General features: G+C 67.0%; 16 protein-coding genes. 12 read left to right on the forward strand and 4 right to left on the reverse strand.

Annotated features, from left to right (window positions below; translation table 11 throughout):
* Position 1: 1 nt before the first annotated feature.
* Together ACRB68_RS22775 and ACRB68_RS22780 are read right to left on the reverse strand one after the other, a co-directional pair.
* Positions 2–598 carry an NADPH-dependent F420 reductase gene (locus tag ACRB68_RS22775; RefSeq protein WP_153535748.1) on the reverse strand — a complete coding sequence of 199 codons (597 nt, stop codon included), beginning with the start codon at positions 596–598 and terminating at the stop codon, positions 2–4.
* A 21-nt stretch (positions 599–619) separates the two neighbouring features.
* Positions 620–1,423 carry a 3'(2'),5'-bisphosphate nucleotidase CysQ gene (locus ACRB68_RS22780; RefSeq protein WP_153535750.1) on the reverse strand — a complete coding sequence of 268 codons (804 nt, stop codon included), beginning with the start codon at positions 1,421–1,423 and terminating at the stop codon, positions 620–622.
* Between the two features lie 137 nt (positions 1,424–1,560).
* Here ACRB68_RS22780 and ACRB68_RS22785 point away from each other — a divergent pair, with 137 nt between their 5' ends.
* The gene (locus ACRB68_RS22785; protein ID WP_153535752.1) at positions 1,561–2,469 is read left to right on the forward strand and encodes a LysR family transcriptional regulator; all 909 of its coding nucleotides are present in this window, start codon (positions 1,561–1,563) and stop codon (positions 2,467–2,469) included.
* 372 nt (positions 2,470–2,841) lie between these two features.
* Here ACRB68_RS22785 and ACRB68_RS40265 read toward each other — a convergent pair whose 3' ends face one another.
* Positions 2,842–4,932: a tetratricopeptide repeat protein gene (locus ACRB68_RS40265; protein ID WP_194293418.1), complete on the reverse strand. Its 2,091-nt coding sequence runs from the start codon at positions 4,930–4,932 to the stop codon at positions 2,842–2,844.
* A 624-nt stretch (positions 4,933–5,556) separates the two neighbouring features.
* On the opposite strand from ACRB68_RS40265, the gene ACRB68_RS22795 reads away from it, so the two are divergent.
* The 3 genes from ACRB68_RS22795 to ACRB68_RS22805 all read left to right on the forward strand — a co-directional run bounded on the left by ACRB68_RS22795 (position 5,557) and on the right by ACRB68_RS22805 (position 7,950).
* On the forward strand, positions 5,557–6,687 hold the full coding sequence (locus tag ACRB68_RS22795; protein WP_153535754.1) for a hypothetical protein: 1,131 nt from the start codon (positions 5,557–5,559) through the stop codon (positions 6,685–6,687).
* The gene (locus tag ACRB68_RS40270; RefSeq protein ID WP_194293419.1) at positions 6,671–7,123 is read left to right on the forward strand and encodes a hypothetical protein; all 453 of its coding nucleotides are present in this window, start codon (positions 6,671–6,673) and stop codon (positions 7,121–7,123) included. Before ACRB68_RS22795 ends, ACRB68_RS40270 begins: the two co-directional genes overlap by 17 nt.
* A 167-nt stretch (positions 7,124–7,290) precedes the next feature.
* On the forward strand, positions 7,291–7,950 hold the full coding sequence (locus ACRB68_RS22805; RefSeq protein WP_153535756.1) for an HAD family hydrolase: 660 nt from the start codon (positions 7,291–7,293) through the stop codon (positions 7,948–7,950).
* On the opposite strand, the gene ACRB68_RS22810 is transcribed toward ACRB68_RS22805, so the two are convergent.
* Positions 7,931–9,208, reverse strand: coding sequence for a tetratricopeptide repeat protein (locus tag ACRB68_RS22810; protein WP_153535758.1), 1,278 nt, complete (start codon positions 9,206–9,208; stop codon positions 7,931–7,933). The genes ACRB68_RS22805 and ACRB68_RS22810 overlap by 20 nt on opposite strands.
* 471 nt (positions 9,209–9,679) lie before the next feature.
* Here ACRB68_RS22810 and ACRB68_RS22815 point away from each other — a divergent pair, with 471 nt between their 5' ends.
* The 8 genes from ACRB68_RS22815 to ACRB68_RS22850 all read left to right on the forward strand — a co-directional run bounded on the left by ACRB68_RS22815 (position 9,680) and on the right by ACRB68_RS22850 (position 12,861).
* Entirely contained in the window at positions 9,680–9,985 is a 306-nt protein-coding gene (locus tag ACRB68_RS22815; protein ID WP_153535760.1) for a hypothetical protein, read from the forward strand.
* The gene (locus ACRB68_RS22820; protein WP_153535762.1) at positions 9,982–10,203 is read left to right on the forward strand and encodes a hypothetical protein; all 222 of its coding nucleotides are present in this window, start codon (positions 9,982–9,984) and stop codon (positions 10,201–10,203) included. Before ACRB68_RS22815 ends, ACRB68_RS22820 begins: the two co-directional genes overlap by 4 nt.
* Positions 10,179–10,619, forward strand: a complete 441-nt coding sequence (locus ACRB68_RS22825) for a hypothetical protein (protein WP_153535764.1) — start codon at positions 10,179–10,181, stop codon at positions 10,617–10,619. Before ACRB68_RS22820 ends, ACRB68_RS22825 begins: the two co-directional genes overlap by 25 nt.
* 117 nt (positions 10,620–10,736) lie before the next feature.
* Complete coding sequence (locus tag ACRB68_RS22830; protein ID WP_153535766.1) at positions 10,737–11,462, forward strand: GntR family transcriptional regulator; 726 nt, start codon at positions 10,737–10,739, stop codon at positions 11,460–11,462.
* Between the two features lie 154 nt (positions 11,463–11,616).
* Entirely contained in the window at positions 11,617–12,087 is a 471-nt protein-coding gene (locus tag ACRB68_RS22835; protein ID WP_153535768.1) for a plasmid replication, integration and excision activator, read from the forward strand.
* Positions 12,087–12,359: a hypothetical protein gene (locus ACRB68_RS22840; protein WP_153535771.1), complete on the forward strand. Its 273-nt coding sequence runs from the start codon at positions 12,087–12,089 to the stop codon at positions 12,357–12,359. The genes ACRB68_RS22835 and ACRB68_RS22840 overlap by 1 nt, the downstream gene beginning before the upstream one ends.
* Positions 12,356–12,640 (forward strand): hypothetical protein, encoded by a 285-nt coding sequence (locus tag ACRB68_RS22845; protein ID WP_153535773.1) that lies wholly within the window; start codon positions 12,356–12,358, stop codon positions 12,638–12,640. Before ACRB68_RS22840 ends, ACRB68_RS22845 begins: the two co-directional genes overlap by 4 nt.
* Positions 12,637–12,861: a hypothetical protein gene (locus ACRB68_RS22850; RefSeq protein WP_153535775.1), complete on the forward strand. Its 225-nt coding sequence runs from the start codon at positions 12,637–12,639 to the stop codon at positions 12,859–12,861. The genes ACRB68_RS22845 and ACRB68_RS22850 overlap by 4 nt, the downstream gene beginning before the upstream one ends.
* The last annotated feature ends 5 nt before the right edge of the window (positions 12,862–12,866 follow it).

Raw genomic sequence — 12,866 nt, forward strand, 5'->3', positions numbered from 1 at the left:
ATCAGCGGGCGATCGAGATGGCGAAGGGCGTGAATCCGTTGGCGCGGATCACATAGGGGACGAACAGGATCGCGGCCTCGGTGGCGCGGGCGGTCTGGATCCCGCCGAGATCAGTGATCCACTCCTCGCGCCAGCCGAGGTCGGCCAGGAGTGCGCGGACGGCCTGCTTGGCCTGCGGGTCGTCGCCGGACAGGAAGACGTCCGGCGCCTGGGCGAGCATGCCTGGCGCGGTCATCACGGGGAAGAGCATCGTGTTGAGCGTCTTGACGACCCGGGTGTCGGGGAGCGCCTCTTGGAGCCGCTCGGCGAGGCTTGAGCCGGGGTAGACCAGGTCGGCGGGCAGCCCGTCGGGTCCGTCGAGAGTGGCGTTGGAGACGTCGATGAGAATGGTGTTGCGCAGCTCCTCACGCAGCGCGGCGAGCCGCTCCAGCGAGCCTGCTCCCGGGGTGGCGTTGATGACGATCCGGGCGGTGCGGGCGGCATCGGCGGCGGCACCCGGCGCGCGGTCGGCGACGGTCACCTCATGCCCCGCCCGGGTGAGGGCCGCGGCCAGATTGCCGCCGACGCGGCCGTTTCCCAGAACTGCGATCGCGCTCATGATGATGTGGTCCTTTCGTGGTCAGCGTGAGAGCGTGGCGACGGCCCCGGCGTGGACGCCGGGCGCGGCGGCCAGGAAGCTCTCGCTCTCCGGGGTCCAGGGGCGGCCCCCGGCGTCGGAGATCCGTCCGCCGGCCTCGGTGACGAGGAGCGCCCCGGGCAGCAGGTCCGCGCGGGCGCCGGCGAACTGCCAGAAGACGTCGATCCGGCCGGCCGCGACGTTCAGCAGGTGCAGGGTCGCGGGCACGGAGGTGCGGACGACGAGCGCGTCGAAGAGCATCGCGGTGATCGAGGAGCCGACGCGCCGCACGACCTCCTCGTCCTCGTCCGGCCTGGCCTGGCTGGTGGCCACGATGCCCAGGCCGAGGTCCGCGGTCCGGGAGACGCGCAGCGGCCGGCCGTCGAGGTGGGCGCCCGCGCCGGCGAGGGCGGTGTAGGTCTGGCCGGTCAGCGGCAGGTGGACCGCGGTCAGCACCGGCCGGTTGTCGCGCACGAGCGTGGCGGTCACCGCCCACTCCGGCAGGGCGTGCAGGTGGTTGACGTTGCCTTCGGCCGGATCCACGACCCACCATTCACCGGCCGGCAGGGCCCCGCCGTCCAGCTCGTCCTCCACCCACCCGGCGTCCGGGCGCAGGCGGGTGAGCCGGGGGCGCAGGATCGCCAGGGCCGCGTCGTCGTTGGCGACGAGCGCGGCCATCAGCTCTTCGCGGGTCTGGTAGCCGACCACCTCGCCGAAGCGCTCGAGCAACGCCGAGCCGGCCTCCTGCACGGCGATCGCGGTCTGGTCGAGCAGGTCGGCGTCAGTGATCTGGAGCGTTTCGGACATGGCGGCACTCCCGTGCGAAAAGGGTGAACAAGGCGGGGTCAGACCGGATGGCGTTTCGGTCCCGCGCTCTGATCTCGAAGGTAGAGAGCCCCTTGATTAACCACAAGTGCATGTCAGGCACGCCTAGGATTACCACCATGCAACTGGATTTGAATCTGCTCTCCGCGCTCGACGCGCTGCTGGAGGAGGGAAGCGTGGCCGGGGCGGCCGCGCGCCTCCACGTCACCGCTCCCGCGATGAGCCGGAGCCTGGGCCGAATCCGCCGCACCACCGGGGATCAGATCCTGGTGCGCACCGGCCGCACGATGACCCCGACGCCGTATGCGATCGCGATCCGGGAACAGGTGCACGAGCTGCTGCACCAGGTCCAGGGCGTGCTGGCCCCCAGCCGTGAACTCGATCTGGCGACGCTGGAGCGCACCTTCACCCTCCGCTGGCACGATTCCCTGGTCGCCTTGAGCGGCCCTGCGCTCCTGTCGGCCGTGCGTGAACAGGCGCCGGGCGTGCGACTGCGCTTCATCGCCGAATCGAGTATCGACACCCCCGAGCTGCGGCGCGGTGAGGTCGACCTAGAGGCGAACGCCAACCAGCCCACCGCACCGGACATCCGCGCCGAGAACGTGGGCGAGACCCGCCTGGTCATCGTCGCCAGGAAGGGGCACCCCCTCACCCGCCTCGAGAGCATCACGGCACAGCAGTACGCCGCCGCCGAGCACGTCACCGTCTCGCGGCGGGGAAGCCTCGGCAACGCTCTCGACGACGCCCTCGCGCGGCTCGGCCTCACCCGCCGCGTGGTGGCGAGCGCGCCCACCGAAGCGGCCGCGCTGGAATTCGCGCGCGGCTCCGACCTCCTGGTCTGCGTCCCCGAAGTCACCACGCGGTCCGCGGTCACCGACCTCGGCCTGGCCGTGCTCCCCCTGCCGCTCGAACTGCCGCCGGCACCGATCCACCTGTCCTGGCATCAGCGCTACGACACCGACCCCGCCCATGCCTGGCTACGCGGACTGGCACGGACCGCGCTGGCCACGTGCGGCACATCACCGTGAGACGGGGCCGCCGAGCAGCCGGCCCCGCCATACCGGGACGAAAGCCACGCCGGGCATTGGCGACATCCTCGCGCCCACCCTGCCCAAAAAGGCGCGCCCAGAGGGATTCGAACCCCCGACCGTCGGATTAGAAGACCGCCGATCACCTCACCCGGGCAAGCCCGCCTGACCTGCACACGAGCCCCCAAGCAGCACCTCGCCAACCAAGATCATTCCGCACATGTTCCGGATCTTGATACGCGCCGCCTCGGCAACCTTGGCTGGGCGACTGCATCCTTATCAGTTCGGCCCGCCTCACTGTTGCCGTCAGTATGCGCTGGAGATACAGCACTTGGTTAGGACGGGTTTGGGATCGCTCAATATGGCGGTTTCCTATTGAGGATTTTCCTGATCTCGCAGCACGATGGCGAGGTTGTTACGACTGTCCAAGGTGTCGGGATGTTCGGCCCCCAGCACCCGGCTCCTGATCTCCAAGACGGCGCGCTGCTCGGCCTCGGCCTCGGCCGACCGCCCCAGATCACGCAGCACGTTGGCGAGGTTGTTACGACTGGTCAAGGTGCTGGGATGTTCGGCCCCCAGCACCCGGTTCCTGATCTCCAAGACGGCGCGCTGCTCGGCCTCGGCCTCGGCCGACCGCCCCAGATCACGCAGCACGATGGCGAGATTGCTACGACCGGTCAAGATGTCGGGATGTTCGGCCCCCAGCACCCGGCTCCTGATCTCCAAGACGGCGCGCTGCTCGGCCTCGGCCTCCTCCCACCGCCCCAGATCACGCAGCACGACGGCGAGATTGCTACGACTGGTCAAGGTGCTGGGATGTTCGGCCCCCAGCACCCGGCTCCTGATCTCCAAGACGGCGCGCTGCTCGGCCTCGGCCTCCTCCCACCGCCCCAGATCACTCAGCATGACGGCGAGATTGCTACGACCGGTCAAGACGTCGGGATGTTCGGCCCCCAGCGCCCGATTCCTGATCTCCAAGACGGCGCGCTGCTCGGCCTCGGCCTCCTCCCACCGCCCCAGATCACTCAGCGCGACGGCGAGATTGCTACGACTGGCCAAAGCCCTGGGGTGTTCGGGGCTGTATTGCTGTTGGTAGTCGTTGAGAGCTTGGTGTGCTGCGGTTTCTGCGAGCTGGTAGCGGCCTTGGTCGTGCAGTGCGTTGGCGATGTTGTTCGCGTCGGCGGGGGTGGCGTGGGCGAGGGCGGCAGCGATGGTGGCCTGGGGGATGTGGTCGTTGGGGTTGGCGGTGCGTTGCACGGTGTCCAGCAGGTAGTCGAACACCTCGCAGGTGTCGTTGCCGTTCAACTGCAGAGGTGCGTTTCCGGAATCGCGGGTCTGGGTGGCCCACTGCCAGGCCTGTTCCTCGGTCTCGGGGTTCAGGCGTGCCCCTCCTCGTTGCTCCAAGTAGACAGTGGAAGCCTGGCTGATGAGTTGGCGGGGTTGCGGGGAGGTGTAGCCGGCGCGGCGAATGTCGATGGCGGCAGCGACCAAGGCAGCGCCCCGAGGGTGTGTTCCGCGTGCCCATGCCCGCTGCCATTCCTGCATCAACTGCGGCCCGCACGCCAGGTACTCGGCAATCCCGTATGTGTTGGCATGTGCTAAGGCATCGTTGATGCGGGCGTCGTCGGTGGCCACTTCAGCAGCGCGCTGCTGCTCGGCCTGGCTGAAGTGGCACTCCACCCAGATCCGGGGCCGTGCCTGCTCCAGTACCGCTGCGCTCTCCCGCCGCGACGAACGCCCTTCGTCGTCCTGGGCAGCAGCGGTGAGGCGGTCCTCCTCGGCCGCGCGCAGCGTCGCCACGATCACCCGGTGATGCCCATCGCCGGCCAGCAACTCGGCGACGTGCTTACCGGTGATTCCGTCCGGACCGAGGTAGCCCTCCAGGTCGTTGAGCCACAGCACGCATCGCCGCGATGCGGCCGCTTCGGTCACAGCAGCCCCGACCGCATCCCGGGTGTGCGGCACGATCAACCGGTGATCGGGCAGCACCGCCCGTACCGCCTCGAACGCTGCCCGCGTCTTGCCCGCCGTCGAATCGCCCACCAGCAGCACAAACCCGCTCCATCCCAACGCCGCCCGCAGCTCGACATCGAAATCACGCGGCACGTATGCCGGTACCCGGTCACTGGCTCCAACCGGGGTTTCGGCAACCAGCCGGCGAGCTGGGTGCACTCCGACCACACCGATCGGATCGGTCACCTCACGCACCCGAGGCACCTTCCCACCTGGCGTGAACGTGCCCCTGGCCAGCTCCTTAGCCTGATCCTCGCGGGCCTTCACCGCCCCCTCGAACCGGGTCTTCCACACCCCCGCCACCAAGGGCGCCAATGCCGCGACCACACCAGCGGCCACCAGCCACCAACGCCCCTTGATACCCGCTTCCTTCAGCAGCGCAGGAATCACCACCAGCAGCGCGGCCGCACCCGCCAATGCCCCCGCCCAGATGACACTTCTGCGCCTCACGCTCGCACCACCTCACGCCATCGCACAGCCCAAGCCTGGCACCCGGCACCCCGCAACAGGAGCAACCCGCCGAAACTGGCCTGTGCAGGTCACTCAACACGCTGCACAGGCCGCATCGCTCCGGAGTGCTCGTTCGCGCGAACGGCGAGACGGTGTGACAGGCAGAAGCGCGCGAACGAGTGCTCCGGTTCGCAGGGGGTTCGGGGGCAGCGTGCCCCCGAGTCGCGCTCGATCAACTGTCCTGGCGCTGAATCCGCGGGGCGGCGGCGCGACCCCGTGACCGCCGTTCGCCGAGCAGCGGGCGGCGGCTGCACGATGCGCGGCCCGGCGCCCGCTGACCGGTGACCGGCGCCCACGCCGCACGCGCCGGGCGGCGTCGGCGTCGGGCCGCGCAGCGGCGCAAGCGCCGCCGCCCCTTGATCCCAAACAGCAGAATTCGGCAATGGAGCTTTCATCACGAGTCTCACGGATGCGACCCGCAGACGATCACTCCGGCTCGCGGGGCTGGGGCCGCAAGTCCCTGCCCCAAGCTCGTGTAGCCCAACTAGCAACAGCCAACCATGGTTGCCTGAATCTAGGGCCAAACCCACTGGACAGGTCAGATATCTGTACTAGCCTGTGAGCATGACTAACCCGTCGGTACCGTTTGGTCGCTGGCGTTTGCGGGGTGGGCGCTACGAAAAAGCTGGCTTGCCAGTGGAGGCGCTGCCGGAGTTTGCCCGCTACGAGCGACTAGTTATTGACGTAGCGAAGGGGCTTTATAAGCGGCGCCATCGCGAAAGAGTGCGCGCGCCTCGGGGGTTCACTGATAATTTTGAGCTCCGCCTAACGGATATTCAACCCGGTAGCGTCATCCCTGTACTCGAGGCGCCTGCCACACCAGAAGACGCCTTGTTCAATGGAGTTGACAGCTCCATTTTTGAAGAAGCGCGCATCCTAATTCAGGATACTTTGCGCTCAATTCATCAGCAGGGAAAGATCCCGCCATCGTTTCCACCACAGGCACTGAAAGAATTTTCGAGATTCGGTCGCAGCCTACAAGATGACGAGACCCTGGAATTTGATCCCGGGACAAATCATTCGGCGATATATACTCAAAGTATCCGGAGGACTATTCAAGAGATTGCCGATCTTGATCGCTTCGAAGTTGAGACCATTCTAATTGGTCAAGTGGTCAGTATCATGGCCGATCGAAGTGCCTTCGAATTCAGGGTGGGCAGAGAAGGTAAAACCGTTTCAGGACACTTTTCTTCCGATGAAATCGTCCGGGAACTTAAAGCTTATCTAGACTCTTCCAGCATGGCGCCGACCGTGTCGATCAGTTGCGTCGCTCTACAATCAGGTGATCGGCAGATCGTTGAGATTCAGGACGTGCTCGGCATCGAGCCCGTGCTTCCGGAAGAATGGAATTCGCGCCTACGCGAGATTGAGGGACTGCCTGACGGATGGCTCGACGGCGATGGGATGTCAATCAGTAGGCGAGTGCTGAGGCAAGCCGAAAGCCTCTTGCTAGACTTCCTGGACTCTGGGATAGAAAAGCCTAGAATATATCCAATGCCTAGCGGTGGGGTGCAGTTCGAGTGGCTACTCGAACTAGCCGAAGTCTCTGCCGAAATACTCCCCAGTGGACAGGTTAGCCTCTTCGCCTTCTCGAAGCTCGACGAAGAGCGAGAGTTTGAACTGGAAACGTCATGGTCAGAAACCAGTAATATAAACAACTTCATACGCAGGAGCCTTGATGAGCTCGCCGAATGAATCTGAGGAACTTCGTCCGGGGGAAGAGCTGATCGGGGAGGTTGATGAGTTTTTGTATCGCCAGGTCCATCCTCAGTTTGTTCAAGATGGCCGGGTGACGAGTCAGGCATTTCGTCCCACCGAAAAAGATGCGGGCGAACTTTCCATTAGTCGCGGCTCACAGGTTTCCGCAGAAGAAGCTTTTATTTTCCATACCGCGAGACTACAGCTAGATTCCGCCGGAAGTTGGATTGTTTCCGTGGATGAAGTAGGCAAAATTGGCCTGAGGGCAGTTGATGACCAACATGCACCAACCCGTCCCGATCCTTGCCCACCAGGACACGGGTACATCGATTTTCGGAGCCTCCAGACACAAAATGCACTAAAGAAGGCAGCCTCAAAGTTGAGGGACGCGGCTGAAGTACGTGGACGCGCTTTCCCGAGAACTTCCGAGTAAGGCGGATGAGCAGCGGGATCAGACGGAATAGGCCGCACGCCCGGCATGCCGGGCGGGAATTTGCCTGACGGGCTGCGTCAGCGGGACGCCCTCGGAACCGTAGAGAAAGTTGTGACTGAGGAGTGGCCTTTGAAGGCCACGCGAGGGTGTCTCGTAGGCTGTTCGGCATGATCCGGGCTGTGGTGTTCGATGTGGGCGAGTGCCTCGTCAACGAGACGCGTGAGTATGGGACGTGGGCTGACTGGCTGGGGGTGCCTCGGCATACGTTCTCGGCGATGTTCGGTGCGGTGATCGCTCGTGGGCTGGACTACCGGGAGACGTTCCAGGTGTTCGCGCCGGGGTTCGATCTGACCGAGCAGCGGGAGAAGCGCGCTGAGGTCGGGCGGCCGGAGACGTTTGGGAAAGAGGATCTGTACCCCGACGCGCGGCCGACGCTGGCGAAGCTGCGTGATGATGGGCTGTGGGTGGGCATCGCGGGGAATCAGACGGTGCGGGCCGGCGGGATCCTGCGGTCGCTGGACCTGCCCCATGACCTGATCGCGACGTCGGATGACTGGGGTGTGTCCAAGCCGGATCCGGGGTTCTTCCGCGCGGTGGTGGAGGCGGCGCCGTGTGCGGCGGGCGAGATCTTGTATGTGGGTGACCGGCTCGACAATGACGTTCGGCCGGCGGTGGAGGTCGGGTTGCTGACGGCGCTGATCCGGCGGGGGCCGTGGGGGATCATTCAGCAGGACGACCCGGAAGCCGACCGCGTTCCGACGATGCGGATCGATTCGCTGGCCGAGCTTCCGGGCCGTGTGGCTGAGTTCAACGCTGGAGCGCGCTGAGCGTTGTCTGCCAGCCGTATAGGCGGTCGTCGAGGCGCTGCACGCATTCGTGGTCGGACCAGCGCTGTAGGGATCGGCGGACTTCGTTGATCCGGTCCATGCCGGTGGCGTACCAGGTGACGGCCAACTGGTCGAGGGCCTGCTCGGCGTAGGCGCATGCCTGGTCGGGGTGGCCTTGGGCGACTTCGACGGCGGCCAGGTCGCCGAGAATGACCGAGCGCTGCTTGGCATTGCTGTCGCCGAGCGCGGTGAGCACCTGCTGAAGGGTGGCCTTGGCCTGGGCCGGCTGGCCTGCCTTGAGCTGGGTGTTGCCCTTGAACGCGGCCAGGCTGACCGGCGAGAACCAGTTGAACCACTCGGGTGAGGCGTTCTCGTTGCCCTCGGCGAGGACGCTTTCACCGTGGCTGATCAGCCGCAGTGCTTCGCGCGGGTGCCCGCACAGGGTTTCGCACTCGGCTTCGACGGCGTCCAGCCATGCCCAGAATTCGGCGGAGGCGGGGCCGCGGCGGGCATAGGTCCGGGCCGCGCGCATGCGCTCGGCCGCCTCGTCGCGCCGGTTGTCCCATCCGGGGATGAACGCGGCGTGCGCCAGGATCGCCGATCCCAGTAGCGGGTCATCGGCTTCCCCGGCGGCCTGGAGGGCGCGGACATAGGTCGCGTCGGCTTCTTCGGACTGGCGCAGGTCGAAGAACTCGATGCGTCCCACGAGCAGGAGGGACTCGGCCAGTGCCGTTGCCAGGATCCGGCGGGGGACGCCGGTGGTCTCGGCCAGGAGCTGCGTGCCCAAGCGGGTGTGTTCCAGCACGGTCGGGTGGAGCTGGGCCGGCTGAACGCTGAAGTACAGACGCCGGTGTGCGGCGTTGATGGCGGCGAAGTCCGCTCCCACCGTGGGCGGCTGCACCGCAGCGGCGGCCTTGGGGAGTGGGAGAGCTGCCCCGGGGACCTGGATCGGCGTGGAAGTGGGAGGGTTCATCGTGCCCGAAGTGGCGGGGGCTGCCTGGTCGCTCCACGGGGGTGTGAAGCCCAGCTGCTCCATAGGGAGTTGCAGGACATGAGTCAGGAGCCGCTGATGGTCGGCGCGGGGCCAGGGCGGCGAAGCCGACTCCCAACGGCGCACCTGGCGGGCGCTCACCTGCATGTTGCGTAGCCCGATGGCGGGAGCGGCGGCGGTCAGGGCGTCGGCAAATGCCTGCTGAGAGGCATAACCGGCGTGTTGCCGCGCTGCCTTGAGTCGCGCGTTGCCAGCCGTTCGGGGCATGAGATCGCACCTCCATGCGTCGTTGCTCTCTGCTCTGACCTTAAACCGCATCCGGGCGCAAAGAGGTCATCAGACCGCCGTTCGAGGCCAATAAGGCCGCTAAACGTCCTCTAGAAGACCTCTGTAGGGCCTTCAAGTGGCCTTAATCACGGTCCATGCTGCATCCATGAGCGATTCGGGTTCGCCTGTCAAGTGCCTTCGCTGCGGTGGACGGGGCTGGAAGTGGGTTTCTTCGCGGCGTGGCCTGTTCCTGACGCGACAGGGCACGGGGCAGGGACCGGAACCGAAGCGCCAACCCTGTGACGCCTGCCGTGAGCCCCGTAAGGCCACGGCGGCGTGATGAGCTGCGGGGCCGGTGATGTGGTGTGGGTGGTTCTCGTGTGGCCCTTTCCCCGTTGGGCTGCGCGGGGCGGACGGCCATGTCCCCGCATCACCGGTCCCGCGTCCATGCCTGGCGGAAGGAGCGCGGGTATGTGGTGGAGTGCAGAGGACGATGACCGCCGGTTGCTGGCCGAGTTGGGTACGGCGCTGGGCAGGCTCGGCGCGCGGGTGCGTCCCCCGGACGACTTTCCCGGGCTGGCTGTCGCGGTGCGGCGGGACGGGCCGCGGTGGGCGTCGGCGTATGTGGTGATCGACGACCGGCGGATGTTCGCCTGGTGGCGGGCTGGCGGCTGGCACTCGGTGACCGATGTGCCGGGGGCCGCGCTGCGGCTGCTGGAGTTCCTCACCCAGGACCTGCCCTATAGCGATGATGTGCGGGCGGGTGAGCGGCGATGACCGGCGTGGGCATCATCCCGGCCGATCAAGTGGAGATGATCCGGCAAGAGATCGCGCGACGGTATCCGGGGGCGAAGTCCTGGTACGGCACTCACACCGGGAACTGGTGGGCGCTGGTGTGGGGCGGGCGATGGCGGCTGGTGGAAGCGCCCACACCAGCAGAGCTGGCGCAGGCCATCGAGAAGGCGCGGGGTTGGCCGCGCTCGTCCGCCGGCTGAACCGGCCCGGTAACGCGATGGCCGCCCCTAAGCAGCCGGACAAAGGGGCGACGCCTGCGGCGCGGTATCGGTCGTGGCGGTCGGGGTTCTTCGCCGGTACGCCCTGGGCGCCTGGTGGTGAGGAATTCCACGGGCCGCATGTGGCGATGCGGCGGGGCGGCTTCGAAGTGGTCGAGTGGCGAAAAATCGGCGAGCCCGATGCGCCGGTTCTTGGACCTGCTGAGCGGCTGCGGGTGCTGGCGCACACCTGCGAATGCCGGGCGACGCTGTATGAGCTGTGCAGTCTGGGCGGGCACTACTTCATCCGCCGGACGGTGCGCGGGCCCTCCGGTGACGAGATCGCCGAGTCACCTCGGATCCGTCATAGCAAGGCCGTTGACCTGTGGTTCCGGCTGCTGCGAGGGAACGCGCGGTAAACCCGGCTCTGCGCACGGGTACGTGGCTCCAGGGAGGTGATTTCTCCTCCCCGCTGGCGTTACAGTCGCAGAGGATGTACTTATGCACACGAGCGGCGAAGTCGTCAGGCGGTCGAGATGTCGAGTTTGGAGTTCCAGCCCCCCAAGTACGCCCGGCTCGTACTTGAGATCCGGCGGCAGATCGAAGAAGGGGAGCTGCGACCCGGCGATGCGCTGCCCTCCGAAACGCAGTTGATGCGAGAGTTCGCGGTTGGCCGCAGTACGGCCGTGCGAGCCTTGCAGATCCTCCAGCAGGACGGATGGATCACGCGTGAGCATGGGCGCGGGTCGTTCGTGCGGGGGCGGCCAGTGACCCGCGAACATCACACGCGTCCGGGGCTGGCGGTTCTCGAACAGTCGGATTCAGCCGGCCCCCTGTCGGTCGGCACGGTGGAAGCCCCCAGCCAGGTCGCGGGCCTGCTGAACCTGGATGCCGGTGAACGGGTCGTGATGCGGCGCTGGCTGAACATTCGTGACGGCATCGCCTCTGACCTCGTAACCTGCTGGTTCCCGCCTGCTCTGGTCCAGGGGACCTATCTCGATCGCAATAAGCCGCTGCCCGCGGGTGTGCGGGAGCATCTGCGGACCGTCAAGGATCTGCGCCTGGACCACGTCACCGAGCGACTGTCGGCGCGGCTGGCCTCGGGTAGCGAAGCCGAGCTGCTGAAGATCTCCACTTCGGATCCGGTGCTGTCGGCGCTGGCCTCACTGCACGATGCGGCCGATACTCCGCGATTCGTCGTAGAGGTCGTCATGCCGGGCACTCTGCATGAGCTGGAAGACGTCTACAGCGTCTCCGACTGAGGGGCTGTAGCGGCTGACCTGCGGTTACATTCCCAACTTGATTGATGTGACTCAGGTCACACTCTTATTCACTTGTCCGGTCGAGTGTGCGACGTACTATCTAGGTAGCAACTCGATCGGTTAAGCGGTCGGGTGAAACCGGAGGTGATCGCGCATGGCGATTCAGGGCAGGATCCCCGTCAGCTTCGGGGACGTGTTCCCGCACGGGGTGTTCGCGACGGGTCCGGCGGTGCCGCTGGAGAACTTCGACACCAAGCGGCAGGAGACCGACAAGGACACCGGGCTCCCGGTGTGGGTGGTGGACGTCTACGACGCCGACCCTGAGGCGAGCCACAAGAACTCCGCGATCCGGATCAAGGTGGCCGCGCAGGTGTGCCCGGTGGTGCCGGAGCCGATGTTTGGGCCGTTCCGGCCCTGCGAGTTCGACGGCCTGACGGTGACCCCGTACGTGGAGGAGACCGGGACCGACCGCAACGGGCGGGTGCGTACCCGGGTGGCGTACTCGTGGCGGGCGCGCGGGGTCCGTCCGGCGAGTGGTCCGGGCAAGCCCGCCGCCCGCCCGGCCGCCTCCTCCTCGTCCGCCTCGTCGGCGTCCTCGTCGGGGCCGGCTAAGGACGCGGCGTGATGGCGGGGCGGCGGATGTCGGCGCTGACGCTGCCGATCGACGGTTACGCCTCTAGCGAGTTCCGGGCGTTCGCGTCGCGTACCCCGCTGTTCTCGGTGGCGGCGGGCCGGGTCCTGGTCACGCTCACGCTGCCCGAGCGGCTGCACGCCGGGGACGTGGAGTTCGCGCGGAACCTGGCCGAGCAGGCGGCGGCGTATGCGGTCGAGGTGGAGCGGCTGTACCGCGCGGGTCGCTCGGCCTCGGGCCGACTGGGGAAGGGGCGTGCGGCGTGAGCGGCGGCACCTGGAGCATGCTGGGCATCCGCATCGGCGATGACGCGCGGATCGACTGCGCGGTCTACGCCCACGCAACGCCGATTCTGTCGATCAGCTCCAGCGGGGTGACCCTGCACCTGTCCCCGGAGGGGCGCCAGGACATCGACGCGAGCGACGTGGACAACGCGCGGGACCTGCTGAAGGCGGTCACCACGTACGCGGCCGAGTGCGAGCGCCTGCACGCCGAGCAGAACGCGGCCGGTGAGGACGGCGGGGACACCTCGGAGCGTGCGGCGTGATCGGCCTGGCGGTCCTGCTCCTGGTCCTGCTGACGGCTGCGGCGGTGGCCGGGCTGCGGTCCCTGTACCTCTACGCCCAGAAGCGTCGTGACATCCGGTGGGCGCACACGGTGGTGCGGTTCTGCGGCAACGGCGAGTGCGGGGTGTGCCGGTCGCGGTGCCTGTCTCGCGAGGTTCCCCGGCTGCCGGTTCCGGCCCGCGTCCGCGCTCCGAGCGGGTGACCTGT

It is taken from the genome of Actinomadura macrotermitis, from assembly GCF_009604375.1.
Lineage (GTDB): Bacteria > Actinomycetota > Actinomycetes > Streptosporangiales > Streptosporangiaceae > Spirillospora > Spirillospora macrotermitis.